Annotated in this window: 33 protein-coding genes; 18 read left to right on the plus strand and 15 right to left on the minus strand. The window is 61.9% G+C overall.

Going from position 1 to position 26,446, the window contains the following annotated elements; genetic code table 11:
• Nucleotides 1–23: 23 nt before the first annotated feature.
• Genes ACP15N_RS09030 through ACP15N_RS09040 form a run of 3 tightly spaced genes read right to left on the minus strand, consistent with a single transcriptional unit; the run spans nucleotide 24 to nucleotide 1,278 of the window.
• The gene (locus ACP15N_RS09030) at nucleotides 24–359 is read right to left on the minus strand and encodes an ArsR/SmtB family transcription factor (protein ID WP_425091912.1); all 336 of its coding nucleotides are present in this window, start codon (nucleotides 357–359) and stop codon (nucleotides 24–26) included.
• 35 nt (nucleotides 360–394) lie between these two features.
• A complete protein-coding gene (locus ACP15N_RS09035; RefSeq protein WP_425091913.1) occupies nucleotides 395–898 on the minus strand; it encodes a GlcG/HbpS family heme-binding protein in 504 nt (167 codons plus the stop codon).
• Nucleotides 895–1,278, minus strand: coding sequence for a thioredoxin family protein (locus ACP15N_RS09040; RefSeq protein WP_425091914.1), 384 nt, complete (start codon nucleotides 1,276–1,278; stop codon nucleotides 895–897). Before ACP15N_RS09040 ends, ACP15N_RS09035 begins: the two co-directional genes overlap by 4 nt.
• 76 nt (nucleotides 1,279–1,354) lie before the next feature.
• On the opposite strand from ACP15N_RS09040, the gene ACP15N_RS09045 reads away from it, so the two are divergent.
• From ACP15N_RS09045 to ACP15N_RS09100, 12 genes are all read left to right on the plus strand, one after another.
• Nucleotides 1,355–2,095 carry a cytochrome c biogenesis CcdA family protein gene (locus tag ACP15N_RS09045; protein ID WP_425092117.1) on the plus strand — a complete coding sequence of 247 codons (741 nt, stop codon included), beginning with the start codon at nucleotides 1,355–1,357 and terminating at the stop codon, nucleotides 2,093–2,095.
• A 23-nt stretch (nucleotides 2,096–2,118) separates the two neighbouring features.
• Nucleotides 2,119–2,673, plus strand: a complete 555-nt coding sequence (locus tag ACP15N_RS09050; protein WP_425091915.1) for a thioredoxin family protein — start codon at nucleotides 2,119–2,121, stop codon at nucleotides 2,671–2,673.
• Between the two features lie 162 nt (nucleotides 2,674–2,835).
• Nucleotides 2,836–3,318, plus strand: a complete 483-nt coding sequence (soxX, locus tag ACP15N_RS09055; RefSeq protein ID WP_425091916.1) for a sulfur oxidation c-type cytochrome SoxX — start codon at nucleotides 2,836–2,838, stop codon at nucleotides 3,316–3,318.
• A 34-nt stretch (nucleotides 3,319–3,352) separates the two neighbouring features.
• Nucleotides 3,353–3,769: a thiosulfate oxidation carrier protein SoxY gene (gene soxY / locus ACP15N_RS09060; protein WP_425091917.1), complete on the plus strand. Its 417-nt coding sequence runs from the start codon at nucleotides 3,353–3,355 to the stop codon at nucleotides 3,767–3,769.
• A gap of 19 nt (nucleotides 3,770–3,788) precedes the next feature.
• On the plus strand, nucleotides 3,789–4,118 hold the full coding sequence (gene soxZ / locus ACP15N_RS09065) for a thiosulfate oxidation carrier complex protein SoxZ (protein ID WP_425091918.1): 330 nt from the start codon (nucleotides 3,789–3,791) through the stop codon (nucleotides 4,116–4,118).
• 43 nt (nucleotides 4,119–4,161) lie between these two features.
• On the plus strand, nucleotides 4,162–5,025 hold the full coding sequence (gene soxA, locus ACP15N_RS09070; RefSeq protein WP_425091919.1) for a sulfur oxidation c-type cytochrome SoxA: 864 nt from the start codon (nucleotides 4,162–4,164) through the stop codon (nucleotides 5,023–5,025).
• 131 nt (nucleotides 5,026–5,156) lie between these two features.
• Nucleotides 5,157–6,851, plus strand: coding sequence for a thiosulfohydrolase SoxB (gene soxB / locus ACP15N_RS09075; protein ID WP_425091920.1), 1,695 nt, complete (start codon nucleotides 5,157–5,159; stop codon nucleotides 6,849–6,851).
• 87 nt (nucleotides 6,852–6,938) lie between these two features.
• Nucleotides 6,939–8,210: a sulfite dehydrogenase gene (soxC, locus tag ACP15N_RS09080; protein ID WP_425091921.1), complete on the plus strand. Its 1,272-nt coding sequence runs from the start codon at nucleotides 6,939–6,941 to the stop codon at nucleotides 8,208–8,210.
• On the plus strand, nucleotides 8,194–9,270 hold the full coding sequence (locus ACP15N_RS09085) for a c-type cytochrome (protein ID WP_425091922.1): 1,077 nt from the start codon (nucleotides 8,194–8,196) through the stop codon (nucleotides 9,268–9,270). Before soxC ends, ACP15N_RS09085 begins: the two co-directional genes overlap by 17 nt.
• Complete coding sequence (locus tag ACP15N_RS09090) at nucleotides 9,267–9,989, plus strand: c-type cytochrome (protein ID WP_425091923.1); 723 nt, start codon at nucleotides 9,267–9,269, stop codon at nucleotides 9,987–9,989. Before ACP15N_RS09085 ends, ACP15N_RS09090 begins: the two co-directional genes overlap by 4 nt.
• 33 nt (nucleotides 9,990–10,022) lie before the next feature.
• Nucleotides 10,023–11,288: an FCSD flavin-binding domain-containing protein gene (locus ACP15N_RS09095; RefSeq protein WP_425091924.1), complete on the plus strand. Its 1,266-nt coding sequence runs from the start codon at nucleotides 10,023–10,025 to the stop codon at nucleotides 11,286–11,288.
• 59 nt (nucleotides 11,289–11,347) lie between these two features.
• Nucleotides 11,348–11,782: a DUF302 domain-containing protein gene (locus tag ACP15N_RS09100; RefSeq protein ID WP_425091925.1), complete on the plus strand. Its 435-nt coding sequence runs from the start codon at nucleotides 11,348–11,350 to the stop codon at nucleotides 11,780–11,782.
• Here the strand turns inward: ACP15N_RS09100 and ACP15N_RS09105 are convergent.
• The 10 genes from ACP15N_RS09105 to ACP15N_RS09150 all read right to left on the minus strand — a co-directional run bounded on the left by ACP15N_RS09105 (nucleotide 11,779) and on the right by ACP15N_RS09150 (nucleotide 20,584).
• A complete protein-coding gene (locus ACP15N_RS09105) occupies nucleotides 11,779–12,624 on the minus strand; it encodes a heparin lyase I family protein (protein WP_425091926.1) in 846 nt (281 codons plus the stop codon). The two genes, ACP15N_RS09100 and ACP15N_RS09105, sit on opposite strands and share 4 nt — an antisense overlap.
• 132 nt (nucleotides 12,625–12,756) lie before the next feature.
• Complete coding sequence (dtd, locus tag ACP15N_RS09110) at nucleotides 12,757–13,203, minus strand: D-aminoacyl-tRNA deacylase (protein ID WP_425091927.1); 447 nt, start codon at nucleotides 13,201–13,203, stop codon at nucleotides 12,757–12,759.
• Entirely contained in the window at nucleotides 13,200–14,114 is a 915-nt protein-coding gene (locus ACP15N_RS09115) for a carbohydrate kinase family protein (RefSeq protein ID WP_425091928.1), read from the minus strand. The genes dtd and ACP15N_RS09115 overlap by 4 nt, the downstream gene beginning before the upstream one ends.
• A 127-nt stretch (nucleotides 14,115–14,241) precedes the next feature.
• The gene (locus ACP15N_RS09120) at nucleotides 14,242–15,369 is read right to left on the minus strand and encodes a primosomal protein N' (replication factor Y) - superfamily II helicase (protein ID WP_425091929.1); all 1,128 of its coding nucleotides are present in this window, start codon (nucleotides 15,367–15,369) and stop codon (nucleotides 14,242–14,244) included.
• Between the two features lie 8 nt (nucleotides 15,370–15,377).
• Nucleotides 15,378–16,484 (minus strand): SPFH domain-containing protein, encoded by a 1,107-nt coding sequence (locus ACP15N_RS09125; RefSeq protein WP_425091930.1) that lies wholly within the window; start codon nucleotides 16,482–16,484, stop codon nucleotides 15,378–15,380.
• A 16-nt stretch (nucleotides 16,485–16,500) separates the two neighbouring features.
• Nucleotides 16,501–17,457 carry a DUF2927 domain-containing protein gene (locus ACP15N_RS09130; RefSeq protein WP_425091931.1) on the minus strand — a complete coding sequence of 319 codons (957 nt, stop codon included), beginning with the start codon at nucleotides 17,455–17,457 and terminating at the stop codon, nucleotides 16,501–16,503.
• Nucleotides 17,457–18,632 carry a toxic anion resistance protein gene (locus ACP15N_RS09135; RefSeq protein WP_425091932.1) on the minus strand — a complete coding sequence of 392 codons (1,176 nt, stop codon included), beginning with the start codon at nucleotides 18,630–18,632 and terminating at the stop codon, nucleotides 17,457–17,459. The genes ACP15N_RS09130 and ACP15N_RS09135 overlap by 1 nt, the downstream gene beginning before the upstream one ends.
• Nucleotides 18,633–18,652: 20 nt before the next feature.
• Nucleotides 18,653–19,543 carry a 5-bromo-4-chloroindolyl phosphate hydrolysis family protein gene (locus tag ACP15N_RS09140; protein WP_425091933.1) on the minus strand — a complete coding sequence of 297 codons (891 nt, stop codon included), beginning with the start codon at nucleotides 19,541–19,543 and terminating at the stop codon, nucleotides 18,653–18,655.
• A complete protein-coding gene (locus ACP15N_RS09145; protein WP_425091934.1) occupies nucleotides 19,540–19,671 on the minus strand; it encodes a hypothetical protein in 132 nt (43 codons plus the stop codon). The genes ACP15N_RS09140 and ACP15N_RS09145 overlap by 4 nt, the downstream gene beginning before the upstream one ends.
• Before the next feature lie 103 nt (nucleotides 19,672–19,774).
• Nucleotides 19,775–20,584: a pseudouridine synthase gene (locus tag ACP15N_RS09150; RefSeq protein WP_425091935.1), complete on the minus strand. Its 810-nt coding sequence runs from the start codon at nucleotides 20,582–20,584 to the stop codon at nucleotides 19,775–19,777.
• A 74-nt stretch (nucleotides 20,585–20,658) separates the two neighbouring features.
• Between ACP15N_RS09150 and ACP15N_RS09155 the strand changes: the two genes are divergently transcribed.
• Nucleotides 20,659–21,114: a nucleoside deaminase gene (locus ACP15N_RS09155; RefSeq protein WP_425091936.1), complete on the plus strand. Its 456-nt coding sequence runs from the start codon at nucleotides 20,659–20,661 to the stop codon at nucleotides 21,112–21,114.
• Nucleotides 21,115–21,145: 31 nt separating this feature from the next.
• On the opposite strand, the gene ACP15N_RS09160 is transcribed toward ACP15N_RS09155, so the two are convergent.
• Nucleotides 21,146–21,838: a metal-dependent hydrolase gene (locus tag ACP15N_RS09160; RefSeq protein WP_425091937.1), complete on the minus strand. Its 693-nt coding sequence runs from the start codon at nucleotides 21,836–21,838 to the stop codon at nucleotides 21,146–21,148.
• 180 nt (nucleotides 21,839–22,018) lie between these two features.
• On the opposite strand from ACP15N_RS09160, the gene ACP15N_RS09165 reads away from it, so the two are divergent.
• Complete coding sequence (locus ACP15N_RS09165; RefSeq protein ID WP_425091938.1) at nucleotides 22,019–22,495, plus strand: hypothetical protein; 477 nt, start codon at nucleotides 22,019–22,021, stop codon at nucleotides 22,493–22,495.
• Nucleotides 22,496–22,584: 89 nt separating this feature from the next.
• The gene (locus ACP15N_RS09170) at nucleotides 22,585–23,256 is read left to right on the plus strand and encodes a ceramidase domain-containing protein (RefSeq protein WP_425091939.1); all 672 of its coding nucleotides are present in this window, start codon (nucleotides 22,585–22,587) and stop codon (nucleotides 23,254–23,256) included.
• Here the strand turns inward: ACP15N_RS09170 and ACP15N_RS09175 are convergent.
• A complete protein-coding gene (locus ACP15N_RS09175; protein WP_425091940.1) occupies nucleotides 23,253–23,585 on the minus strand; it encodes a hypothetical protein in 333 nt (110 codons plus the stop codon). The two genes, ACP15N_RS09170 and ACP15N_RS09175, sit on opposite strands and share 4 nt — an antisense overlap.
• A 357-nt stretch (nucleotides 23,586–23,942) precedes the next feature.
• Between ACP15N_RS09175 and gatC the strand changes: the two genes are divergently transcribed.
• The 3 genes from gatC to ACP15N_RS09190 are packed head-to-tail and all read left to right on the plus strand — an operon-like array spanning nucleotide 23,943 to nucleotide 26,402.
• Entirely contained in the window at nucleotides 23,943–24,230 is a 288-nt protein-coding gene (gene gatC, locus ACP15N_RS09180; RefSeq protein ID WP_425091941.1) for an Asp-tRNA(Asn)/Glu-tRNA(Gln) amidotransferase subunit GatC, read from the plus strand.
• A 5-nt stretch (nucleotides 24,231–24,235) separates the two neighbouring features.
• Complete coding sequence (gene gatA / locus ACP15N_RS09185; protein WP_425091942.1) at nucleotides 24,236–25,723, plus strand: Asp-tRNA(Asn)/Glu-tRNA(Gln) amidotransferase subunit GatA; 1,488 nt, start codon at nucleotides 24,236–24,238, stop codon at nucleotides 25,721–25,723.
• A gap of 10 nt (nucleotides 25,724–25,733) precedes the next feature.
• Nucleotides 25,734–26,402, plus strand: coding sequence for a hypothetical protein (locus ACP15N_RS09190; RefSeq protein ID WP_425091943.1), 669 nt, complete (start codon nucleotides 25,734–25,736; stop codon nucleotides 26,400–26,402).
• Nucleotides 26,403–26,446 lie beyond the last annotated feature (44 nt).

Raw genomic sequence — 26,446 nt, forward strand, 5'->3', positions numbered from 1 at the left:
CGGTAGATCAGGAGCGTCTCTTGTCACTCATTCTGGCAAAAGAGCTCATAAACCAGTTCGATGATCGCCCTCGACCGATCATCGGTCAAACTGTAGTAGATTGTTTTTCCTTCGCGCCTGGGCTCCACCAGACCTTCGAGCCGTAGCCGCGACAGTTGTTGTGACACGGCCGCCTGGCGGGCCGAGAGCAGGCTTTCCAGTTCTGTGACCGACTTCTCGCCCGAGGCCAGATGGCACAGGATCATCAGGCGCCCCTCATGTCCGATTGCCTTGAGAAGGTTCGCCGCAGCCGTCGCGTTGGAGAGGATCTGGTCCATCTCCTTCTCGTCGATATCGGCAGTGACTTGGGGCAGGGGCATATTCAGGGGCTTTCGAGTGTGCGACCAGCGCGATGTCAGAACATGATCGCGTCTTCGATCGCCGCGATACCGGCCTCGGCGCACACATCGTCGATATCGGGGCCGGGTGCGCCTGAGACGCCAATGCCGCCAACGATAGATCCCGCGCCTTCTTCGATCACCAACCCGCCTCCCAACGGCAAGGCGTCACTCACCTGCCGAATCCCAGCGGCAAGCTCGCCCGGTCGCGTCGCGAGGTCCAGCTCGGTCGTGCTGCTGCGGAAACTCGTTGCTGTCCACGCTTTGCGGGTTGCGGTCTCTATGGTGTGTGCTCCTGCAAATCTGTCTCGGACGAAGGCCTGCGTGATTCCGAACCTGTCAACGACCGCGACACCAACCTGATACCCGTTGGCGCGACAGTGTTCCATGGCGGCGACCGCTGCCTGAAGCGCGATCTCCGGTTTCAGAACCTTGAATTCGACGAAGGCCGAATCGTCTGCAATCGCAGCATCAGATGACAGTGCAAGGCTCGCAGCCGTGACGAGTGATTTCAGGGTCATGATTTAGTCTCCTCCGGTATCGTACGCTCGATGCCCGCCTCGTCCAGCATTCTGTTCAGAAGCGGCCAGAAGAAGTCTTCACCCGGATACCCTTCAAGCCTTGCAACTTCCTGACCATCCTGGACCAGAATGAACGTCGGGGTCAGCACAGGGCGCGACTTCAGTTTGAGGTCCTCAGGCAGGTCACCAATGTCGACCCGCCGCAAAGGGGCGGCCCGGCCTTCGGCGGTCTTCGGATATTCTGGCGCGACGTCGCGGTCCCAGTGAACGCAATAGATACATCCCGCCTGTTCGACGATCACCAGACGCGTGTCTTGTGCAACTGCCGCACCGGGTAAAACCCAGAGCCAGACTGCAAGTAGCAAGTAGGAAAGACGCATGATCTGGAACTCAGTTGACGGGTTTCTGACAAATAACCTAATTTGAATATGTGAATTGATCAAGGAAGCTGCCGAGGTGTTCGATGTCTCGCTCATAGGGGCCGGGGTCGCGGGCCTGCTGTCGTTTCTGACGCCCTGTATCCTGCCGATTGTGCCGTTCTACCTGTGCTACATGGCCGGGGTGGGCATGAACGAGTTGCAACACAGTCAGACCCTGTCTCCATCGGTGCGCCGACGCGCCGTTGTGTCAGCCATTCTTTTTTCCGCCGGAGTGATTACGATTTTCATGGCGCTCGGCGCGACGGCTAGCGCATTCGGTCAGGCCGTTCGCGACTGGATGGACGTGCTGAGGTTTGGTGCGGCGGCAATCATCATCGCGATGGGCCTGCATTTTCTGGGGGTCGTGCGTATTCCGATCCTCTACCGCCAATTACGCGCCGATGCGGATACCGCGGGCACCATGGGGTTGGTTGGGGCGTATGTCGTGGGGCTTGCCTTTGCTTTTGGGTGGACCCCGTGTGTCGGACCGGTTCTTGCAGCGATCCTTTTCACCGCCGCAGGGTCTGAAACGGCAGGGCAGGGGGCGCTTTTACTGTTCGTCTATGGGTTGGGCATGACGTTTCCGTTTGTGCTGGCTGCCGCGTTTATCGGACCATTCTTGCGCTGGACCCAGCGATTTCGTCCCTATCTGGGTCGGATCGAACAGGTCATGGGCGTTTTGCTGATCGTGTTCGGCGTGCTGATCGCGACGAATTCCGTGAATTACATCGCGCAGTGGATGCTGACGATTGCGCCGGACATCGGCACGCTGCGCTGATCACCTTTTGGGGGAGAAAGACAATGAAACACCTGATTCTGGCTGGACTGACGCTTCTGTGGGCCAGCGCATCGGGCGCTGCCGAACTCGGCGATGACGGATTGCACAAAGCCACCTGGATGCATGACACGTTCAAAGACCTGCGCGAGGACCTGGCCGATGCCACAGCCGAAGGCAAGCGGCTTGCCCTGATTATCGAACAAAGGGGATGCATCTACTGCACCCGTATGCATGAGACGGTTTTTCCCGATCCGACGATTGATGCGTTGCTGAATGACCGGTTCTACGTCGTGCAGATAAACATGTTCGGGGATGTCGAGGTCACCGATTTTGACGGGGAAGCCCTGGCGGAGAAAGACATCGTCCAGAAATGGGGGGCCTTGTTCACGCCCACCATGATGTTCTTTCCCGAAGAGGTTCCAGAAGGCGTGTCCGCCCAGCAGGCCGCAGCGGCAATCATGCCCGGCGCATTCGAGAAAGCGACGACTCGCTACATGCTCGAGTGGGTGCTTGAAGAAGGCTATCAAACAGACGAGCCTTTCCAAAAATACCTCGCCCGGCGGTTCGCGGAACAGTAGACCGCAGTCGTGCACAGGAAGTGTAACAACCTGAAAAGCCTCATGATATAATCTGCATCTGAAATGCTGCAATGCAACACATGCAAGAATTGGAATTTTTTGTTGCATGCGTTGGCATACCACGGCTAACGTAACCGTGAGGAACATTCTGGGAGGAACCGCATGAAGCGCCACATTCTGATCGGCACCGTTGCCGCATTGGCCTTCGCAACAACCGCCACCGCCGAAGGGGTCGCCCCGGACGCTGTTGCGTATACCGAGTATGGTGAGATCGAAGCATCCCTGACCGGAACCCCGGGCGACCCGGTGGCCGGACGCGAAGTGCTCGGGGCGCGGTCCCTTGGCAACTGCGTGGCATGTCACGCAAACTCAGAAATGGACGACATTCCCTTCCACGGAGAGGTTGGCCCCAGCCTCGACGGGGCGGGCGACCGCTGGTCCGAAGCGCAACTGCGCGGGCTTGTCGCCAATGCAAAACTGACCTTCGAGGGCACGATCATGCCCGCCTTCTACAAGGATAGCGGCTACATCCGTCCCGGGGATGCCTACACTGGCAAGGCCGCTGCGCCTGAGCAACTGTCGACGCTTCTGACCGCGCAACAGGTCGAAGATGTCGTCGCCTACCTACTGACCCTGAAGGAGTGATCCTGCGGGATTACCCATGAAAAGGAGTGACCGAATGACCCTGACACGACGCGACACTTTGGTGATCGGCGCTGGTGCGGCTCTTGCTGCAGCACTGCCGGGGACCGTTTTCGCTGCGGGCGAGGCCGAGATCGAGGCCTTTACCGGCGGCGCAGAAATCGGCTCGGGCGGCGTGAGCCTGACCGCGCCTGAAATCGCCGAAAACGGCAACACGGTGCCAATCAGCGTGAGCGCGCCCGGCGCGACTGAAATCCTCGTGCTGGCACTGGGCAACCCGACCCCGCCTGTGGCCAAGTTCAGCTTTGGCCCTCTCGCAGGCGACCAGTCGGCGTCCACACGCATTCGCCTCGCGGGCACACAGGACGTCGTCGCGATCGCCAAAATGGCCGACGGTTCGTTCGCGCAGGCCACGAGCACTGTCAAAGTAACAATCGGCGGCTGCGGCGGCTAACCCACAGGAGGCAAGACACATGGCTAAAGGTGTAAAACCCCGCGTTAAAGTCCCCAAGTCGGCCTCGGCCGGCGAGGTGATCACGATCAAGACCCTGATCAGCCACAAGATGGAGTCGGGTCAGCGCAAGGACAAGGAAGGTAACACCATTCCGCGTTCGATCATCAACCGGTTTACGGCATCGTTCAACGGAGAGACCGTGATTGACGTCACCATGGAGCCGGCAATCTCGACAAACCCGTATTTCGAGTTTGACGCGAAGGTTCCCGAAGCCGGGGATTTCGTCTTCACGTGGTATGACGATGATGGATCGGTTTACGAGGAAACGAAGTCGATTGCGATCGGTTGAAGGTAAAGCGGTCTCTTCGGAGACCGCGTTTGGGAGGAAACGCATGAACACACCGTCGCTCAAAGGCACCCTGGGATTGGCCACGGCTCTGGTCGGCCTGTCCCTGGGCACCGTCGCGGCCCTTGCTGAAGCGGATGACAAGCTGGTCATCAATGGCGAGATCGAGATGGTCACCAAGACCGAGGCTCCGGCGCATCTGGAAAACATGGATGTCATCCGCTCCGGCTGGACGTTTCGGACCCCGGAGACGCAGGCTCTGCAAATGGACGATTTCGATAACCCCGGCATGGTTTTTGTAGATCAGGGGCTGGACAGCTGGAACACCGCCGAAGGTGCCGCCGGCAAGTCTTGCGCAGATTGTCATGGGGAGCCGGATACATTCGCGGGCCTGCGCGCGGAACTGCCCAAGTATAACGAGGCAGCGGGCGAAGTCTGGACGATGGAGATGTATGTCAACGACTGCCGGACAAATCGTATGGAGGCGGACGCGTGGGGCTGGAAGGCCCAGCCGATGCTGAACATGAATGCGCTGATCTCGCTCCAGTCGCGCGGCATGCCGGTCAACGTGCAAATCGACGGTCCCGCCCAATCGACGTGGGAAAAGGGCAAGGAGATGTACTACACCCGGTACGGTCAGTTGGAATTGTCCTGCGCGAACTGCCATGAGGACAACTACGACAACTACATCCGGGCGGACCATCTGAGCATGGGGATGACCAACGGCTTCCCCGTGTATCGTCTCAAGCAAGCCAACCTAATCACCCAGCACAACCGCTTCCGCGGATGCGTGCGCGACACGCGGGCAGAAACCTTCGCCGAAGGCTCCCCCGAGTTCATTGCACTTGAGCTCTACGTCGCCTCCCGCGGCAACGGCCTTTCGGTCGAAGCCCCCTCGGTGCGTAACTAAATCTCTTGGGGGAGGCGCCTCGCGCGCCTCCCCCATCCATGAACCCCGGACACCCGTAAGCCTGCGCTACGGTCAGACATTTCTGTCTGGCCCATGGCCCAGGTTTGCCTGACGACAAGCAGGAGCGAGACATGATTTCCCGCCGCGATTTTCTTCAAGCCACCGTTGCCGCCTCGGCGCTCTACGGGGCGTCTGGCATTGGCAACTGGTCGAGGCTCGCCGCTCAGCAGGTGCTGAGCCAGGACGATCTTCTGGGCTTTGACACGACCGGCAATGTCACGCTGATCCACATCACCGACATTCATGCCCAAATTCGTCCTCTCTATTTCCGCGAACCGGAGATCAACCTCGGTGTCGGGGAGGTCGATGGCCTGCCACCGCATGTCACGGGCGAGGATTTTCGCAAGCTTTTCAACATCGACCCCGGCAGCCCGTGGGCCTATGCGCTGACCTATCCTGACTTTGTCGCCATGGCCAAAACCTATGGCCGGATGGGGGGGCTCGACCGCGTTTCTACCGTGATCAACGCGATCCGCGCCGATCGTCCGGACGCGCTGCTTCTCGATGGCGGCGACACATGGCAGGGCAGCTATACGGCGCTGCAAACAAACGGTCAGGACATGGTCAACCTGATGAATGCGCTGAAGCCTGATGCCATGACCAGCCACTGGGAATTCACCCTCGGCATCGACCGGGTGACGGAGATTGTCGACAATGATCTGACCTTCCCATTCCTTGGCGCGAATATCTTTGATGCGGAATGGGACGAACCCGCGTACGAGCCCTACAAGATGTTTGAGCGGGGTGGGGCGAAAATCGCCGTGATCGGGCAGGCGTTCCCGTACATGCCGATCGCCAACCCCGGTTGGATGTTCCCCAATCTCAGCTTCGGTATTCGTGAAGAACGCATGGCCGAAGTCGTGCAGGAGGCGCGCGATGCGGGGGCTGATTGCGTTGTGGTCCTGAGCCACAACGGCTTCGATGTGGACCGCAAGCTTGCCGGGCGCGTCGATGGGATCGACGTCATCCTGACCGGGCATACCCACGACGCTTTGCCGGAACCGATCAACGTCAACAACACGCTGCTGATCGCCTCCGGTTCGAACGGCAAGTTCGTCACGCGGCTCGATCTGGATGTGCGAGACGGCGCTGTGCAGGGATTTGCGCACAAACTGATCCCGATTTTCTCGGACGTTATTGCGCCGGACCCCGCCATGACCGCGATGGTCGAGGCCGAGCGTGCCCCTTTCAAAGCCGAGCTTGAGGAGGTTCTGGGCACCACAGACAGCCTCCTGTTCCGGCGGGGCAATTTCAACGGCACCTGGGACGATCTGATCTGCAACGCGCTGATCGACGAGCGGGAGGCCGACATCGCCCTGAGCCCCGGGTTCCGCTGGGGCCCAAGCCTACTTCCGGGTGACCCGATCACGCGCGAGGATCTCTTCAACGCCACAGCGATGAGCTATCCCAATGCGTATCGCACCGAAATGACCGGGGAGTTGATTCACACCATTCTCGAAGATGTGGCCGACAACCTGTTCAACCCCGATCCGTACTATCAACAGGGCGGTGACATGGTGCGTGTGGGCGGTATGGGCTACCGCATCGACGTGTCGAAGCCGCAGGGGGATCGGATCACGGAGATGACGATCCTCAAGACCGGCGAGGCGGTCGATCCGCAGAAGACCTACGTCGTGTCCGGGTGGGCCAGCGTCAACGAGGGCACCGAGGGCCCCCCGATCTGGGACGTGGTTGAGAGTTACATCAAGCGCAAGGGCACGGTGAGCGTGGACCCGAACATGAGCGTCACGGTCGTCGGCACCTGAGCTTGCGACACCGGACCTGAGACAAGCTGACCCTTTATTTATTCAAACATTTGAATATAAGGGTTTGAGAGGAAAAGGGAGGATGAAATGGACGATTCCCCGATGAAATCCACCAGCCGCCGCGCGTTTTTGAAGGGCGGTGTCGCAGCTGGCGCGGCCGCCGCCGCCGCAGGGCAGGCACAGGCCGAAGGCGACCCGCTGATTCTGGAAAAGCAGGAATGGGCGCAAGGTCTGGGCGATGGCGTGGATGCCACGCCCTACGGGTTGCCGATCAGGTTCGAAAAGGATGTCGTGCGCCGAAATGTCGAATGGCTTACGGCCGATACAATCAGCTCGATCAACTTCACCCCGATCCACGCGCTGGATGGAACGATCACCCCTCAGGGATGCGCGTTCGAGCGGCATCACTCGGGTGCGATCGAGTTGCGCAAGCAGGATTATCGGCTGATGATCAATGGGTTGGTCGACACGCCTCTGGTCTTTACCTACGAAGATCTCGAGCGCTTCCCTCGCGAAAACCACGTCTACTTCTGTGAATGTGCGGCCAACACAGGAATGGAATGGGCGGGCGCACAGCTGAATGGCGCGCAGTTCACCCATGGCATGATCCATAACATGGAATACACCGGCGTGCCGCTGCGCGCGCTGCTGAACGAAGCGGGCATTTCCGCCGAAACCGAGGGCAAATGGATCTATGTCGAGGGCGCGGACGCGTCGTCCAACGGACGCTCCATCCCGCTGGAGAAGGCGCTGGATGACGTGTTGGTCGCGTTCAAGGCCAATGGCGAGGCCCTGCGTAAGGAACACGGCTATCCCGTACGTCTTGTTGTGCCGGGCTGGGAGGGGAACCTCTGGGTCAAATGGCTGCGCCGGGTCGAAGTGACCGATGCGCCGATCGAAAGCCGCGAAGAAACCTCCAAGTACACCGACACGCTCGAAGACGGCACATCGCGCAAGTGGACATGGGTCATGGACGCCAAGTCCATCGTTACATCGCCCAGCCCGCAAGCTCCGATCATGCATGGCAAGGGCCCGCTTGTGATCACCGGCCTTGCCTGGTCCGGGCACGGGGCGATTACCCGCGTCGATGTCTCAAAAGATGGGGGCAAGACCTGGGAAACGGCCCGCCTTGCCAAACCCGGAGAGAAGATGGCGCTTACTCGGTTTTACCTCGACACCGACTGGAATGGTGAGGAAATGCTTCTTCAATCCCGCGCCATCGACGAGACCGGCTACGTCCAGCCGACCAAGGATCAGTTGCGCGAAGTGCGCGGCGAAAATTCCATCTACCATAACAACTGCATCCAGACCTGGTGGATCAAACCGAACGGGGAGGCTGAAAATGTCGAAGTTTCCTAAGACAGTTTTGTGCGCGGCGGTCTCGGTTGCGTTGGGCGCGGGACCGTCCGTTGCCGAACAGCTCGGGCTTGGGCGACCGGCCACGGAGGCGGAGGTCGCGGCGTGGGATCTGGACGTGCGTCCGGACGGAACCGGTCTGCCGCCGGGACAAGGGTCCGTGGCCGAGGGCGAGGAGTTGTTTTCCGCCAATTGTGCGGTGTGCCACGGCGAATTTGCAGAGGGTGTCGGCAATTGGCCTGAGCTTGCCGGGGGCGAAGACACTCTGGCGGACGCCGACCCGGTGAAAACCGTCGGATCTTACTGGCCCTATCTCTCGACCGCTTGGGATTACGTACACCGGTCCATGCCGTTTGGCAGTGCCCAGACACTCACCCATGACGAAACCTATGCGATCGTCGCCTACATCCTGTATTCCAACTTCCTCGTGGATGATGACTTCGTGCTGAGCCACGAAAACTTTCTGGAGGTTGAAATGCCCAATGCGGACGGCTTCATCGTCGATGACCGGGCAGAAACGGAGTATCCGCAGTGGCGGACTGAGCCCTGCATGACCGATTGCAAGGACAGCGTGGAGATTACGATGCGGGCCGCCGTGCTCGACGTAACGCCTCAGGATGCGGTCGCGCGGATCAATCGTGAAATCGCTGCGAATGCCGCCGGTGCCGCGAAGTCACCGGAAGCCGAAGCCCCCGCCGAAACGCCCACCGAGGCCCCGGTCGAGGTTGCGATGGTTGCAGCCGACCCCGCGCTCGTTGCAGCCGGGGAGACCGTGTTCAAGAAATGCAAGGCGTGTCATCAGGTGGGCGACAGCGCAAAGAACCGCGTCGGCCCTGTCCTGAACGGGATTGTGGGCTCCGAGGCCGGCCTCGTCGATGGGTTCCGCTATTCAAAGCCGCTGATGGACATGGCCGAAAATGGTCTTGTCTGGGATGCGGAAAACCTGCGCGCGTTCCTTGCCAAGCCAAAGGAGTTCATGCCCCGTACCAAGATGTCCTTCGCCGGGCTGCGAAGCGATGAAGACCTCGACGCGATCATTGCCTATCTCTCGACCTACGAATGAGCGTGGTGGGCGCGATCTTGCAGACCTGTGGGGCACTGGCGGTTGGCCTTGTCTTTCTGCTCCCGTGGGGCGCGGTGGCCGAGGAGATCGGAGACGTTGAGAATGGCGAGCGCATCTTTCGCCAGTGTTCGGGCTGCCATCAAATCGGCCCGGGCGCGGAAAACCGGGTCGGGCCGCATCTGAACGAGATTTTCGGCCGTCGTGCAGGTGCGATCCAAGAGTTTCGATACTCACCGGACATGCTCCGTCAGGGCGCGGACGGCCTGACCTGGACCTTCGACAAGCTGAGCATCTATCTGGAGAACCCGCGCATTCTCGTGTCAGGCACACGGATGAGCTTTCGTGGGCTCAAGGACCCGCAGGATCGCGCCGATGTGATTGCCTATATGCGCGATTTCTCAGCTTCGCCGCGGGACATCCCCGAGGCGGAACCAACGGCATTGCCGAGCGATCCTGATCTTGCGCCGGAAATCCTGGCGATGGAGGGAGATCGGGAATACGGCGCGTATCTTTCGTCCGAATGTACGACTTGCCACCAAAAAGATGGCTCGGATCAGGGGATTCCCTCAATAACCTTTTGGCCTGAAGACGATTTTGTGGTGGCATTACACGCGTACAAGCAAAAGATCCGGCCGCATCCCGTGATGCAGATGATCGCGGGCCGCCTATCGGACGAGGAGATCGCGGCGCTTGCCGCATATTTCAAAGACCCCGACTGAGTTGGCCGGGGTCGGTTTTCGGGAGGGAAGACCATGACAGTCACACGCAGAACATTTATCGGGACGACGGTCGCAGCCTCGGCGACTTTGGCTGCACCCATGCTGGGCGCGCAGGCGACGCCAAGGGTGGTTGTCGTCGGTGGGGGTGCCGGGGGGGCGACCGCAGCGCGCTACATCGCCAAGGACAGCCAGGGTGGCATTGATGTCACGTTGATCGAACCGACACGCACCTACTACACATGCTTCTTTTCGAACCTCTATCTCGGCGGGTTCCAGGAATACGACGATCTCGGTCACAGCTATGGCACCCTGGCCTCCGACTATGGGATCAATGTCGTCCACGACTGGGCGATCGGGGTGGACCGCGATGCCAAGACCGTGTCGCTCGCAGGTGGTGGTGTCCTGCCGTATGATCGTCTGGTCCTCAGCCCCGGGATCGATTTCCGTGAGGAAAGCGTGCCGGGCTGGACGCTGGCCGATCAGGACGCGATGCCCCACGCCTACAAGGGCGGCACGCAGGCCAAATTGCTCAAGGCGCAGATCGAGGCGATGCCCGAAGGCGGTACCTACGCGATGGTCGCGCCGCCCAACCCCTATCGGTGCCCGCCCGGCCCGTACGAGCGGGTCTCGATGGTCGCGCACACCCTCAAGAACATCAATCCGACCGCGAAAATCCTGATCATCGACCCGAAGGAAAAGTTCTCCAAACAAGGCTTGTTCGAGGAAGGCTGGAACAATCACTATGCCGGCATGATCGACCGGATCGGTCCTGACTTTGGCGGTGATATCATCGAGATCCGTCCGGACGCGATGGAGGTGGTCGTCGATGGTACGGTCGAAAGCGTCGATGTTTGCAATGTGATTCCCGGTCAGAAAGCGGGCCGGATAGCCGAGATCGCGGGTATCACGAACGAGGCGGGATGGGCGCCGGTCGTGCCCGCCACGATGCAGAGCCGGATGGACGAGAACATCCATGTTCTGGGTGATGCCAGCCAGCAGGGCGATATGCCGAAATCCGGCTATTCCGCCAACTCGCAAGCCAAGGTTGCGGCCATGGCCGTGCGGAATGCGTTGACCGGTTCGCGGATGTTCCCGGCGAAATTCTCCAACACGTGCTGGTCGCTGATCGACACCGATGACGGGGTCAAGGTCGGCGCATCCTATGAGGCCACGGAAGAGAAGATCGCCAAGACGTCCGGCTTCATTTCCGAAACCGGGGAGGATGCGGCGCTGCGCAAGGCCACTTATGAGGAAAGCCTCGGCTGGTATGCCGGGATCACGACGGACATGTTCGGCTGATCCACCAGAACCATGCCGGCCTGCAGCGCTGCGGGCCGGCTCCAAGGAAAGTTCACACCATGAAGTCCCTGTTTGGCATCGTTCTGTCCGGCCTTTTGGCGCTGCCGGCGCTCGCGGGGGACGACGTGATCACCTACTCATACGATGGCAGTTTCGAGGATGCCGCGTTCGGCCTTGAGACAGCAATTGTGGGCAAGGGTCTGGTGATTGATCATGTCAGCCACGTCGGCGACATGCTTGCGCGCACGGCGGGCGATGTAGGCAGTGACGTTCTGCTCTTCGATGCAGCGCAGGTGTTCCAGTTCTGCTCTGCTACGCTGTCTCGCAAGGTGATGGAGGCTGACCCGATGAACATCGTGCACTGTCCGTACGGTATTTTCGTCGTCGACCGCGACGGAGAGGTCTTCATCGGCCACCGAACCTACGAAGACGGCCCCATGCAGCAGGTGCAGGAACTCCTCTCTGATATCGCGGAAGAGGCGTCCGCCTTCTAGTTCAGCTCCGGTACACGCCTGTCCGATCCTGTCACGGCTTGGGCCTGATGCCGGGTGACGGGCAGAGGCGGCAACCGCACCGCGTCGAAACGGTCGCCGCGACGTACCGCGTCGTAGTAGGCCAGCGCATCGGTCTCTCCCAAGCCCGGGTCACGTTCCAGGAACGACCGGTACAGTCCGTACTTGAAATAGATCTGCCCGGTCGACGTGTTTGGCCCTAAATCCCGCGCGGCAAGTGAATATTCTGCCTCATCTCCCGTTCGGACCCAAAACTCCGTCCACGCGGACTGCCATCCCCATTTCGCACCTACCACCACATCGATCCACTGGCCTTTGGCCGCGTCGCCCGCTTGCCCGCCATCAACCAGCGTATAGGCGCGCTTGCCCACCGCCTGCTCGAAATGCGCCAGCAGATCCCCGTCAGGGGCGAGATAGAACATCAGGGCGGGTTTGTCGGACCTGTCCTCTGCATCGCGCTGATGAAACTGTGCGACAGAGAGTTTCGCCGTGTGTGCGCCTGCATCGCGCCGCGGCAAAACAGTGCTTGGGTCAACGTAGACCGAAAATGCATACCATAGGGTGCGGCCAGCGGTGTTCACGTCATCGCTCAGCGTGTGTTCCTTGGCTTCGATCCGTTGTGAGCGCTTGTCCCCTCGCGTCTCGTACGGCACGTCGGCAGACAGGTAAGCGCGTTCAAACACCGCGCCGTCCCGGGGCAGAACCGGACCATCCGCCGCGATTTCGGAGAGAGCAGACCCATGCAGCCCGGCTGTCGCAAGCGTTGCCGCGAACAGAAAATCCGGAACTGTCGAGAGGAGGTGCGAAACTCCGAAATCGGGCAAGGCGAGTGTCCTTCGATAGCCACCCGCAGATAAACACCCTGTTTGATCAACGCCAAGTTAATGCCGCAAAAATGTCTGATTTGGGCTGCCTTGATGCGTCGTTTCGTGGACAGTCTTCACGCCGATACGGGATTACGTCGCATCCGTATCCAACCAGATGGTCACGGGCCCGTCGTTGACCAGACTGACCTGCATATCCGCGCCAAAAGACCCTGTCTCGACCCCGATACCCTGCGCCTGCAATGCATCAGCGAAGGCAATATACAGCGCCTCGCCCTCAGTCGGCGTCGCCGCCGCCGAAAATCCCGGTCGATTGCCGCGTCTCGTGTCCGCAGCAAGTGTGAACTGGCTCACCACCAAGGCGCTGCCGCCGGTGTCCAGAAGCGCGCGGTTCATCTTGCCGCCCTCGTCCTTGAACACCCTGAGTTTCGCGATTTTCGCGGCAAGCGATGTCGCGATCGCCGCATCGTCGCCCTGCATCGCACAGACAAGGATCAGCAGACCCGGCCCGCTTTTGCCGATAACATCCTCCCCTATGGCGACTTCGGCCTGCGCGATGCGCTGGACCAGAGCCCTCAAAGTTCGTCGCTCCAGGGCGGGTTTGCTCCGGCGCGGCTGACCGTGACCGCGGCGGCCTGCACGCCAAGGTTCAGCGCCGCTGTCAGGGCATCATCCGAGATGTCTGCCAACGCCCCGCGTGACAGCAGGCCGGCGCGGTCCAGCGCTGCAAGGACACCGGCGTTGAACGTGTCCCCAGCGCCGACCGTATCCGCGACCTCGACCACGTGGCCGGGAACCGATACGGTGCCGCGTGCGGTGATCGCGCGCGCTCCATCTGCCCCTTCGGTGATCAGAACCACTTTCGCACCGCGCCCGAGCAGGTCCGCCGCGCCAAGGTCGACATCTGATGCGCCGGTCAGCCACGCGAGATCCTCGTCGGAAGCTTTGACAAGGTCCGCGCGTGCGAGCAGCCGGTCCATCCGTGCGCGAAAGATCGCCTCATCCGCAATGAAATCAGGCCGAATGTTGGGGTCAAGCATCACGACACGATCGCCGGCACGCGCAACCATTGCCTCGTACGCGGCCGCGCAGGGCTCCACTGCAAGACTTATGCCGCCAACGAACACCGCGCGCGCGTCCTCCGGCAGGTTTGGCATGTCGCCGGGTTGCAACATGCGCCCTGCGGTATTCTCGTCGTAGAACGCGTACCGCGCCTGCCCGTCCACAAGCGTTACGAATGCAAGGGTTGTCGGGCGATCCGAAAACACGGTGTCCGCCGCGTCGACGCCGCTTGCTACAAGCCCGCTCAGCAACAGGTCACCGAACATGTCGCGCGACAGACCTGTCACCATGCCGACATCCGTGTCCAGTCGCCCCAATGCAATCGCCGTGTTGAACACCGACCCGCCGGGCACCGGTAGAAACCCGGTGCTGTCGCCAAGTGCGCGTGGCAGCATGTCGATCAGGGCCTCGCCTGCGCAGATGATCATTCTAACCCCCTCCGGGCGGCGATATCGCCGCATACCCAATCGGCTTCTTTTCCGGCCTGCACCATCTGATACCGGCGTGGTTTTTGCCAGCGCAAACAGTCAGAAAACTGTGCGTGAACCCATCCGTTCAACCTTGCTGTACGGCAGAGCCATATGCCAGAGCCGCCCCGAGGATGACAAGCGCAATCACGGCCAAGGCGATCTTGACTGCGGAATAAGGGCGCTCGCCCGAGACTTTTCCGTCCTGCCCGTTGACGACGAACCGATAACTCTTCCCGCCGTAGCGGTAAGCCGCAACCCAGACCGGCAGCAGAATGTGCTTGAACGTTACATCGGACACCCGCGTGTCGATCGCGTCGATCCGCTGGCGATCCCCGCCGATATCCATGCGTACATCCCGGGCGATGACGCGATCCATGTACGCGCGGGCTTCGGCCATCCCTTCTTCGAGGGGGACTGTGTAGCCTTCGGCCCGAAACCCGGCGAGAGGTTCGGGAGTATAAGGGATCAGCGCGGACAGGTCCCACGGGGCAAGCGCATCGGTGAACCGCTTGGGCAGGCTCCTCGCGGCCAGCACCAGCACATCGTCAAAGGCGCGCGCGACATGGCCGGACGCCGCGCGCCAGCGTACCCGCGCTTCCCGTGTGGCGACGCGTTTGCCGTTCACGACGCGCGTCGCCTGCACGTAGTAAACGGTGCCGCGCTGCCCCCGATAGCGGCTGTCGGTGCGCGCATCGTAGGTCCAGTACGGCACGTAGATGCCCGACATCTTGCGCCCCTTGCGGGCATACTCCTGCAATCCGTTGGGTGCGAACCAAAGCCGCCCGAGCCAATCCGTCATCGCCTGCTTTGCCGCGTCTTCCGACATCTCGAACGGGATCACTGCAGCGGGTTTGATGTGTCTGTGCGTGCCGGTGTCGGTGACCACGGGCGTGGCGCAGAAGGGGCATTCGGCGGCGTGGACCTCGGGTTGAAACTCCACCTGTGCACCGCAGTTGGTGCACGACAGAACGCGGGTCACTTCTTCGTCTGCGGCGTCCGCGGCCCCGGACCGAAGCGTTTCCAGATAGTCGATCTCGCGCAACGCGCTGCTGGCGGCCCAAGGCCCGAAAACGCCTAATTTCTGGGTGTTTCCGCAATGGTCGCAGACCATCTGGTCCGCGCCGGGGGCGAAGCGGAGGTCAGCGCCACACGCGGTGCAGGGAAATCGGTGTTCTTCAACCGCCGGGGCCGGCGGAGGTGCAAAGTCCGTCACAACGTGCCTCAGTCCTCCGGGGGGGGCGGTGGCAGCACGGTGAACAGTTGCGCCAGTTCCTGCACATCTTCGGCGCGCATCCAGCCGTCCTGCCCGGGTGTCCAGACATGGCTCTGGCGCGTCAGCGTGCCATCCGCTGCCATGCGGCCCATGTCAGCCTTGGAATAGGGGCCTTTTGTCTGGCCGGCCTGCGCGATGTGCCAGACATGTTCCACTGGCGGCGGGGGTGGGGCCATCGGGGCAGGGGCTGCGCGCGCGCCCCACGGACCTTGCGCCATCTGTGCACCCATTGCCATGCCCATACCCGCGCCGATGCCTGCTCCCATGCCGCTGTCGCCGCCTGCGCGCGCGGCCTCGGTCATCGCTTCGGCAGCGGAGTATTGCGTGTACCGTCCCAAGTCACCCGCGATACCCATTGACGTGCGCTTGTCGAGCGCAGCTTCGACCGCTGGGGGCAATGAGATGTTCTCGATGTAAAGTTCGGGCACGGTCATCCCGTATTCTGCAATCTGCGGCGAAATTGCATCCGCCACCAGCTTGCCCAGATCCCGCGTGTTCGCCGCCATGTCGAGCACCGGAATGCCCGACCCGGCAATCGCGCGGCTGAACTCCTGCACGATGATGTTGCGGATCTGAAAGGTGATTTCGTCCGAGGTGAACTCGCCGTCTGTGCCCACGATCTCGGTCAGGAACCGCGCCGGATCCGTTACCCGCACACTGTACGTCCCGAAAGCCCTGATACGGGTTGGTCCGAACTCGGGATCGCGCAGCATGATCGGGTTCTTGGTGCCCCATTTCAGGTTGTTGAAGCGCGTCGTGTTGACGAAATAGATCTCGGATTTGAAAGGGCTGCGGAAACCGTGATCCCAATGCTGAAGCGTGGTCATGATCGGCATGTTATTCGTCTCGAGCATGTAGAGCCCGGGTGTGAACACATCCGCCAGCTGCCCCTCATGAACGAACACCGCGGACTGGCCTTCGCGCACGGTCAGCTTTGCGCCGTACTTGATCTCGTGGCCCTGACGCTCGAACCGCCAGACCATCGTGTCGCGGGTGTCATCCACCCAGTGGATCACGTCGATGAACTGGCCCGACAGGAAATCAAAAATGTTCATGGATAGATCCTTTCACTCAACTGGTCTCTCCCATCAGCTCGCGTGCGATCCGGTCGACGATCGGGCGAGCATCGGCAGGGGTCATGCCGGGTTCCAACCGCGGGTCATACAGCATCCGAAGCAGCAGTTCGTCCTGCGCGGTCAGGAGCGCGAACTCGTCATCATCATTGAAAATCGACGGTCGGGCCACGGGGCTGTCATTGGCCAGACCCATGCCTTGCGCGACCTCTTCGTGAATGCATGCACTGCGCAGAAGGGAGGGATGTTCCGACCGGATCACGGCGACCGCGGCGACATACAGGTCAGGCGACGAGGTTTCCGAAAACGCGTAGACAGAACACATGGTCGATCGCGGCATCGTGGCGATGTCGGTGATCGTCGTGTCCCCAACCCCCGGCACCAGGTCGCGCATCAGCGGGCCGACTTCCGCCATCTCGTCAACGCTCAGGAACAGCACATGGAAATTCGGCGTGGAGGTGGCCATGCGCATATCGGCCCGGCTGGCGATGGCGAGCCGGTCGACAAACGCGCTCAATTCGTTCGTGGCTGCGGCCTGATCCTCAAGCGCGACGCTGTCCCCGAAATAGGGCTGCACACGGATCGGGCGGTCCCAGCGGCGCAAGCGGCTTTCGTTTTGCTGGGCGACAAAACGGCCACCCCGCAAGGTGTATTCGTCAAACAGGGCGATACGTTCGAAGTTTCGGGCCAGATCGCGGGCATCGAAAGGGCTGTCCAGTCCGCCACCATCGGTGCGCAATAAACCTTGTGCCGTCTGGCGTTGGGCCAGTCGTGCATAGTACCTCGCCAGGTCTGCCGACGCCTGGGAAGCAGCGGGCGGTGCGACGCGCGGCTCCGGGGCAGGGCTGGTTCTTGGTCCGGCCCCGGTCGCCAGGTCGCACGCGGCAAGTGCCGCCACCGACAAGACGGTAAGCGCCCAACGGTGCCAGCCCCTATGCCACGTGGCGACTTGCATCAGGCAGTGCTGCCCTCCGCGACCGGCGTGCGCGACTTGGCGGCAGACAGCGCCTCGCGCAGCTCGACCTCCATTTTTTGCAGTTCCTCCTCGGCGGCGGCCCGCCGGGCCTTGCCCTCGTCCGCAATCTGAAGGCTTTCCTCGATCGTGGCGACAAGCTCTGCGTTGGCGGATTTGACCGCTTCGATATCGAACACCCCGCGTTCCATCTCCTCGCGGACAATCCTGTTGCTTTCGCGCAGGTTCTCTGCATTCGCCGTCAGCAACTCATTGGTCAGGTCGGAGGCCCCCTTGACCGCCTCCGCCGCTTCACGTGACCTCTGGATTGTCACGGCCTGGGCCAACTGCGTTTCCCAGAGCGGCACCGTGTTCACCAGCGTGGAATTGATCTTGGTGACAAGGCTTTTGTCGTTTTCCTGTACCAGCCGGATCGAGGGTAACGACTGCATCGTGACCTGCCGTGTCAGGCGCAGGTCATGCACCCTGCGTTCCAGATCGTCGCGCGCTGCGCGCAGGTCGCGCAACTCTTGGGCAACCATGACCTTGTCGTCTTCCGCCGCGGCTTCGACATCGGCCTCCTTGGCCGGAATGATCGTGCTGTCCAGTTCCGCGATCTTCGCGTCCCCTGCCGCGATGTAGACGGCCAGTTCGTCGTAGAAGGTCAGCGTCTTTTCGTAGAGTTTGTCCAGCGATTTGATGTCCTTGAGCAAAGTGTGCTCGTGTTCCAGCAAGTTGTCGGTAATCTTGTCGATCTGGCTTTGAACATCTTCGTACTTTGCTGCGAACTTCGCCATCGGTGCGGCCCTGCCCAGCAGTTTTTCCCACCAGCTTTGCTTGCGCCTCACGTCCAGTTCGCTGATTGAGAAACCGCGAATGGTGGTCACGATGTTGCGCAGGCTGTCGCCTGCGGGGCCGACATCCTTGTTGCGCACGTCTGCCAGCATGGCCTGACTGATTTCCTGCAACTCTGCCTGCGCGCCGGACCCGAACCGCACGATCGACTGCGTGTCGGTCATGTCGATTTCGCCCATCGCCTTTCGGATGTTCTCTGCCACCGGGGGCTGCGCCTGTTCCAGCGGCACAAGTGCCTGCTCGGGTTCCGGCAGAATGGCCATCGTGACCTCTTCGACCTCTTTCAAAGCGGCCTCGGCCTTGCTGCGCACGGTATCGGACATCAGGGTTTCCCTCCAATCACTCAAACAGGTGTCTTTATGCCTTCTTGCGCCAGCCGGTCTCGCAACACCTCGATCTCCACATCCAGATCCGTGCGGTCATCGAGCAAGAGCGCCTCCCGGCGGGCGGCAAAATTCGTTTCAAGGTCTTGCAAAAGCGCAAGGTAGTCTTCGCGCGCCTCGGCGTTGCGGCTTTCGGCGTAGAAATCGGCAAACTTGACCGTCGCGTCCCGCGCACCCATCAAGTAGACGCCAAGATACTTGCGCGCCGCTGCCAGATCGCGCGGGTCCTCTTCCACCTGCCGGCAAAGCGCGCGTGCGGACGTCTTGAACTGTTCCACGGCCAGCTCGAGCGGGCGTTCGCGAGCACGCAAAATCGCATCCGACATCTCGGCCAGATATTTCTCCGCCTCGTCCACGACGCGCGCAACACGGGCGGATTGAAATTCGTCGATCCCTTCCGCCCCTTTGTCCGAGAGCGGATCGAGCCCGAAGGCCAGCACGTGCAGCCCTGCGCCAACCGCGCCCAACAAACCGGCGCCGATCATGCCCGCACCGTTGGACACAACCGCCATTCCGATCCCCAGCCCGACGAGCGCCGCGGCAAAAATCTTGCGCGGGATCGCGGGGCGTTTGGCAACTTTGCGGACGTCATAAGCCTCTTCGGCCTTCAGGCCTTCGCGCAGCAGAAATGCGCCGAAGATCATGATCCCCAGTGCCGCCAACGACACGGCCAATCCGGTGGCGTCCTTGCCGAAGGCGGTCAGCGCGAGGGGCAGGGGCAGGACGAACATCGCGTTCGAACGCGCCCCTAGACGGGTGCGCTGCGTCGACACAGCGGGGCGTGCGGGTGTTTGTTGGCCTTCCGTGCGCGGCGCGCCGGGGCTGTATTTTCCGCCGAAGCGCTGGCTCATGACAAGCCTCCGCCAAAGCCGACATAGACGATCAGCGCAGCAAGCAGCGCAAACGCCAACAGTCCCAAAGCCCCGTTTGCCATGTCCGACCCCCAAATCGCGTGCTCTGGCACCTTAATGGCGTACATCTGCGCGGCATAGCCCGCAAAACTGCCTAGCTCCGATATAAGCACAGTATTGCGCGGTTACATGGCGTGCATGAGACAGAATTTCCCCCTTCACGCCTTGGGCTTACCTGCTAGGGGGGCGCCGCGTCGGGGCTTTGCGTCGGCGTTTTGGTCCGGGTGTGGAGGCGGCGACCTCTTGCCCCTTTTCCAAACCCAGTTGCTCGCGCAGGACCTTGCCCTTGATTTCTTCGACTTCCCCGGGTTTCAACTCGCCGAGGCGGAAAGGCCCGTAGCTAATGCGGATGAGGCGATTGACCGTCAGACCGATGGCCTCCATCGCCCGCCTGATTTCGCGGTTTCTGCCCTCGCGCAGTCCGATGGTCAGCCAGGCATTTGCGCCCTGTTGGCGATCAAGCCGGACATCCATGCCCTGAAACCGTTCGCCGTCGATCTCGATCCCCTTGCGCAACGGGTCGAGGTCGGACTCTTGGGGCGTACCCTTGATGCGCACCCGGTACTTGCGCAGCCAGCCGGTGGAGGGCAACTCCAGCCGGCGCTTGATCCCGCCATCATTGGTCAGCAGCAGCAACCCCTCGGAATTCAGATCCAGCCGCCCGACCGACATCACGCGGGGCAGATCCGGGGGCAGGGCGTCGAACACCGTCGCGCGCCCCTTTTCGTCTTTCGCCGTCGTCACGAGGCCCGAGGGTTTGTGATACCGCCAGAGGCGCGGGGCGTCCGGCGTCGCAACGACCGCGCCGTCTACCTCCACCTTGTCGGTCGCGCCGACCTTGACCGCCGGCGTGTCCAGCAACTTGCCGTTTACCCGCACGCGGCCGGTCTCGATCATGCGTTCCGCGTCACGGCGGGAGGCAACACCGGCACGCGACAGGAACTTGGCGATGCGTTCTGTGGGTTGGGTCTCGTCGGTCATGTTCAGCCCATAGCCCGCCGAACGCGTCGCGAAAACCCCTTGCATTCGGAGCATTCGCGCCAGCACTTAACCCTATGAGCCCGTTTCGCAGTCATATGGATATCGCATTGTCCGAAGCCCGCGCCGCTGCAGAGCGCGGCGAGGTACCGGTGGGCGCTGTTCTTCTTGCAGCCGATGGCACCGAACTGGCCCGTGCCGGAAACCGCACGCGAGAGTTGAATGATCCCACGGCACATGCGGAAATTCTCGTTCTGCGCGCGGCATGTGCGCTGACCCGTTCCGAACGTCTGCCGGGCGCGTCGCTCTACGTCACGCTGGAACCCTGCGCGATGTGCGCCGCGGCGATTTCCGCCGCCCGGATTGCGCGGCTCTACTATGCCGCATCCGATCCCAAGTCAGGGGGGGTCGCGCATGGTGCTCGGGTGTTCTCCCATCCCCAGGCCCACCACAGCCCCGAGGTCTACGAAGGACTTGCCGCGTCCGAAGCGGAAAAATTGCTCAGGGACTTTTTCGCAGCAAGGCGCGCCTGATCTCCGCCGGAGGCACGCGCGCAGCGCTTTTTCAAAGCTCGATCGTCTCCATCACTTCAGGCGTGCGCACATCCACACCCGGCAAGCCATCTTTCAGGGCATCTGCCGACTGTGCCAGCATCGGAAAGGTCTTGTAGTGGCACGGGATCACGGTCTTGAAGTCAAAGAAGGTCCGTGCGGCATAGGCCGCGCGCTCCATATCCATCGTGAAATGTCCGCCTGCACACAGGATGCCGATCTCAGGCAAGTGCAGATCGTTGAAGATCTTCATATCCGCCATCACATCCGTGTCGCCCGAGAAATAGATCGTGCGCCCGTCGCCCTTGATCATGAACCCGGCCTCCGCACCCGTATACATCGGCCCGTGATCCGTCCCGATGGAGGAGGAGTGCGCCGCGTTGACCATCGTCACCGCCACATCGCCCAGCATCACCGTGCCGCCCTTGTTGAAGCCGACAACATCGACGCCCTCGCTCTCGGCCCAGTAGGTCATCAGATCGTAGATGCCGACGATGGGCGCGCCGCTTTCCTTCGACAGGGCAACCGCGTCTGGGGAATGGTCCCCATGACCGTGGGTGATCAGGATATGCGTCGCGCCTGAGATCGCCTCCGCGCGCCGGTCCTCGGGGAACGAGGGGTTGCCCGAAACCCAAGGGTCGATAAGCAAGATCTGATCGCCGATTTCGATGCGAAAGCCCGCATGCCCCAGCCATGTAATCTTCATATGGTTTCCTCCGGTTTTCTCCAGCGTGGCCGCTCCTGCCGAGCCGGTCAAGCGACTGGTGGGCAACGCCTGGGGCGAAGAAGAATTAGGCCGGATCGGTCCGCGTGTGGTACCTACCGCTTGGGGCAGCACTCACGCGCTCTTCAAAAATTGCCAAAGTACTATTTCGGGGGACTTCTCATGATACGAATTTCCGCGGTCATTCTGACCGTATTTGCGTGCGGCACCGCTCAGGCCGGGCAACTGTTTGACGGGTCGGGGACCGGGGCGGGTCAGTCTCAGAACGAGATCGTCATTCTAGGCGACGGTCATATGGTCATGCACTCGGTCGGCGTCTATGAGCCGCTTGCCACCAACGACCCAAACAGTCCGATGGCTGGTCTGCCCGGAAAGTGTTTCGGCTCGATCGAGATCCGTGGCGGCTCTGCGACGGGGGCCGGGCACTGCGTGTTCGCCAACCAAGAGGAGACAGCCGTCATCACGGACTGGCAGGTCACGGGTCTTGCGGCGAACGGAGCGCTGTCCGGACAGTGGACCGTGGTAGGTGCTGCCGGCGCGGCCACAGGCCTGACCGGCGGGGGCAGCTTCTCCAACCTGACCGACCGCGAGACCGGCACGTTTGAGAACACCATAACAGGCGCGCTTACCATGCCGTGAAGGGCTGAGGCCGGGAAAACCGCCGCGCGGGGTGTTCGCCTCTGCGCGCGGACCTACCTGAAGGTCATTGGGCAAACCGGAGACGCCAGATGGACGGCCTGCTGCGCCAGATCGATGGCTATTGTGAGCGCACGGATCCAAGTTACTGGTCCGAGCCGGTCAATGCGGTCACCAACCTCGCGTTTGTCGTGGCGGCCTATGTCATGTGGCGGCGCGTGCGCGGCCAGAACATGCCGCTGGCGGTAACGCTCTGCGCGCTGCTCGCGGCAATCGGTATTGGCAGCTACCTCTTTCACACCCATGCGCAGGTCTGGGCCGCGATTGCGGATGTGACGCCGATCGTGTTGTTCTCGTTGACCTATATCTTCGCTGCCAACCGCACCTACTGGGGCTGGTCGCTTTGGGCGGCGGCTTTGGGCACCGCTGCCTACATCCCGTATTCTGCGCTCTTGACGCCGGTGTTCGAGGCGCTGCCGTTTTTTAGCATCTCGTCTTTCTACTGGCCTTTGCCGGTCCTGATCGGGGCCTACGCGGTGCTCTTGCGAAACCGTGACCCGCGCACGGCGTGGGGGCTCGCGATCGGGGCGGCTATCCTGTGCGTTTCGCTCACGGCCCGGTCGATCGACGAGCCCCTGTGCATGAACCTTCCGCTCGGAACGCATTTCCTTTGGCACATTCTGAACGGGATCATGCTTGGCTGGATGATCGAGGTTTACCGGGCGGCTCTTGTTCGTCAGCGCAACGGGGCTGCGTCTGCCTAGTGAAAGGTCCGGTCCAGCGGGCTTATGGTGATCGGTCCGCCCCTTGCGACGTTGTTCGGGGCGGCATGCTCGAACAGCAGGTCGGTGGTCGGCGCGTCAGGCACCGACGGAGCGTCCGCATTGCTGATAAGGTAGGTAACCTCCCCCAGCGCATCGCTGAGACCAGGATAGCGGTGTTCGACGGCGGCATCCCCGACCTCGCCCATCGCCTCGGTCCCCGAGAGGATGTTTGGTCCGGATACGGGGTCGGGTTCAAATGTCGCCGCTGTTGCCCCGAGCGACACAAGCCCGGCGAACAGTCCAGCGACCATCGGTTCCTTGATGTTCATTTCGCATCCCTCCACACGGGGCTGTCGGATCATTTAGGAAGTGCACCAGCGCCACTGACACGAGACCTGGCCGAACACACTGCGCGCTGACTGCTCAACGGTGTGGATAAGTGGCGCGGCAGTCAACCTGGGCGCGAAACAAGCTGTGCAAGAACCCGCCCATCGCCGCCGATTTGAGCAGGTTTCCACACAACAGGCAGTGAAATCGACATCTGGCATGCGATCAGCTGCTGCGCCTGCGGCTGCGTTGCGCGCAAATTGATCAATCTCCGGTGACTGCTGCGTCTTGCGGGTGCAGCGGGAGGCGGGTAAACCCGGCCAAACCGCAGACATGCCGCCTGAGACGGAGCCTCATTCATGTCCATTGATACAGAGACGGCGCGCCGGGTCGCGAAGCTCGCCCGGATCAAGGTCGAAGACGACGCCTTGCCCGCGCTTGCGCAAGAGTTCAACACGATACTTGGCTTCATCGAACAGCTGGGCGAGGTGGATGTCGAGGGTGTAGACCCTATGACTTCCGTGACGCCGATGCAGTTGAAACGCCGCGCGGACGTGGTCACCGATGGCGACCAGCAGGACAAGGTTCTGGCCAATGCCCCCGACGCGCGCGAAGGCTTCTTCGCCGTGCCCAAAGTGGTGGAGTGAGCGCGATGTCCGATCTAAGTTCACTCAAAATTTCCGAAGCACGGGACAAACTTGCCTCTGGTGAGGTGTCCTCCGTCGAACTGACGCAAGCCTGCCTTGCCGAGGTTGATGCTGCCGATGCTCTGGGCGCGTTCGTCCACAAGACGCCCGAGATTGCGCTGGAACAGGCCAAAGCGGCAGACGCGCGGATCAAGGCTGGCGACGCGACCGCGATGACCGGCATCCCACTGGGGATCAAGGACCTGTTCTGCACCAAGGGCGTGTCCTCCCAGGCGGCCTCCGCGATCCTTGAAGGGTTCAAGCCGCAATATGAATCCACCGTGACGACCAACCTGTTCGACGCCGGGTCCGTGATGCTCGGCAAGCTGAACATGGACGAATTTGCGATGGGTTCGTCGAACGAGACATCGACCTATGGCAACGCGGTCAACCCGTGGCGGCGTGGCAACGAGGATACCGCGCTCACGCCTGGCGGTTCGTCGGGCGGGTCGGCCTCCGCCGTGGCGGCCGATCTGTGCCTTGCGGCGACTGGCACCGACACGGGTGGGTCTATCCGGCAACCGGCGGCGTTTGTCGGGATCACGGGATTGAAGCCGACCTACGGGCGCTGCTCGCGCTGGGGGATCGTGGCGTTTGCCTCATCGCTCGATCAGGCCGGCCCGATGACCAAGGACGTGCGCGATGCCGCGATCATGCTTGGCACAATGGCCGGGCACGACCCCAAGGACAGCACCTCTGCGGATCTGCCTGTCCCGGATTTCGAGGCGATGCTGACCGGCGATATCCGCGGCAAGGTCATCGGTATTCCCAAGGAATACCGCATGGACGGGATGCCCGACGAGATCGAAGCGCTCTGGCACACCGGAACCGAGATGCTACGGGATGCGGGAGCGGAGATTCGCGACATCACCCTGTCGCACACGAAATACGCGTTGCCCGCGTACTACGTGATCGCTCCTGCGGAAGCGTCTTCGAACCTGGCGCGGTATGACGGGGTGCGCTTTGGCCATCGCGCCAAGCTGGCCCAGGGCGACGGCATCACCGAGATGTACGAAAAGACCCGCGCCGAAGGCTTCGGCCCCGAGGTGCAGCGCCGGATCATGATCGGCACCTATGTGCTGTCGGCGGGCTTTTATGACGCGTATTACAACCGCGCGCGGCGCGTGCGGACGTTGATCAAGCAGGATTTCGACACGGTTTTTGCGGATGGGATCGATGCGATCCTGACGCCTGCCACCCCGTCCGCCGCATTCGGTCTGGGGGAGATGAGCGATGCGGATCCGGTGCAGATGTACCTCAACGACGTGTTCACCGTCACCGTCAATCTCGCCGGGCTGCCTGGCATCGCGGTGCCTGCGGGGCTGGACAAGCAGGGATTGCCACTGGGTCTGCAACTGATTGGCCGTCCGTGGGAAGAAGGCGATCTTCTGAACACCGCCTACGCGCTGGAGCGTGCAGCCGGGTTTGTGGCAAAGCCGGATCGCTGGTGGTAAGGTGGGCGTCATGATCTTCGGAGTGCGCAGCCTCGCCGTATCGGCCACCGTCCTTGTCCTTGCGGCGTGCGACCCCGGCGTGCCGGATGACCGTGGCGCGGGTGTCGGTTTCGGTGATGTCAGCGCCTTTGAGGCCGAACAGCGCGCCCGCGACGCGGCGCTGGCGTCGGGCACCTCGCTCGGCTTGCCCGCGGGCGCGGAGGCCCCCGTCACCGATATCGCAGGTGTCGGGGAGGCCGAAACCGTCGGGCAGCCCCGGGCGGGCACCGAACTTCTGGCGCGCGGTCCGGGCATTTCGGACGAGAACGACTTCGAGGCGGTGTCAGACCGGCTTACCATCGAAGACGATGCCGCCCGCCTTGCCGCCCAACGCGAGCAATACCGCGTGGTGGAACCTACCGCGCTGCCCAGCCGGCCTGGTGGGGACAGTTTCGATGCCATCGTGCGGTTCGCACTTGCGACAAGCCACCGAGTTGGCCAGTCGGTCTATCCTCGCTCCGGCGGTTCGGCGGAACGCGCCGCACGGGCGTGCGGGCGCTACAGCGGCCCGAATGCCGCGCAACAGGCGTTTCTGAACGCGGGCGGTCCGGAGCGGGACCGCAATGGGCTGGACCCTGATGGTGACGGATATGTCTGTGGTTGGGACCCGCGTCCGTTCCGTCTTGCGGTGCGCAACTGACCCCGATTGATTGGCGTCCGTCTCCGAATTGCGGAGACAGGCGC

The organism is Tropicimonas sp. S265A (assembly GCF_049800835.1).
Lineage (GTDB): Bacteria > Pseudomonadota > Alphaproteobacteria > Rhodobacterales > Rhodobacteraceae > Dinoroseobacter.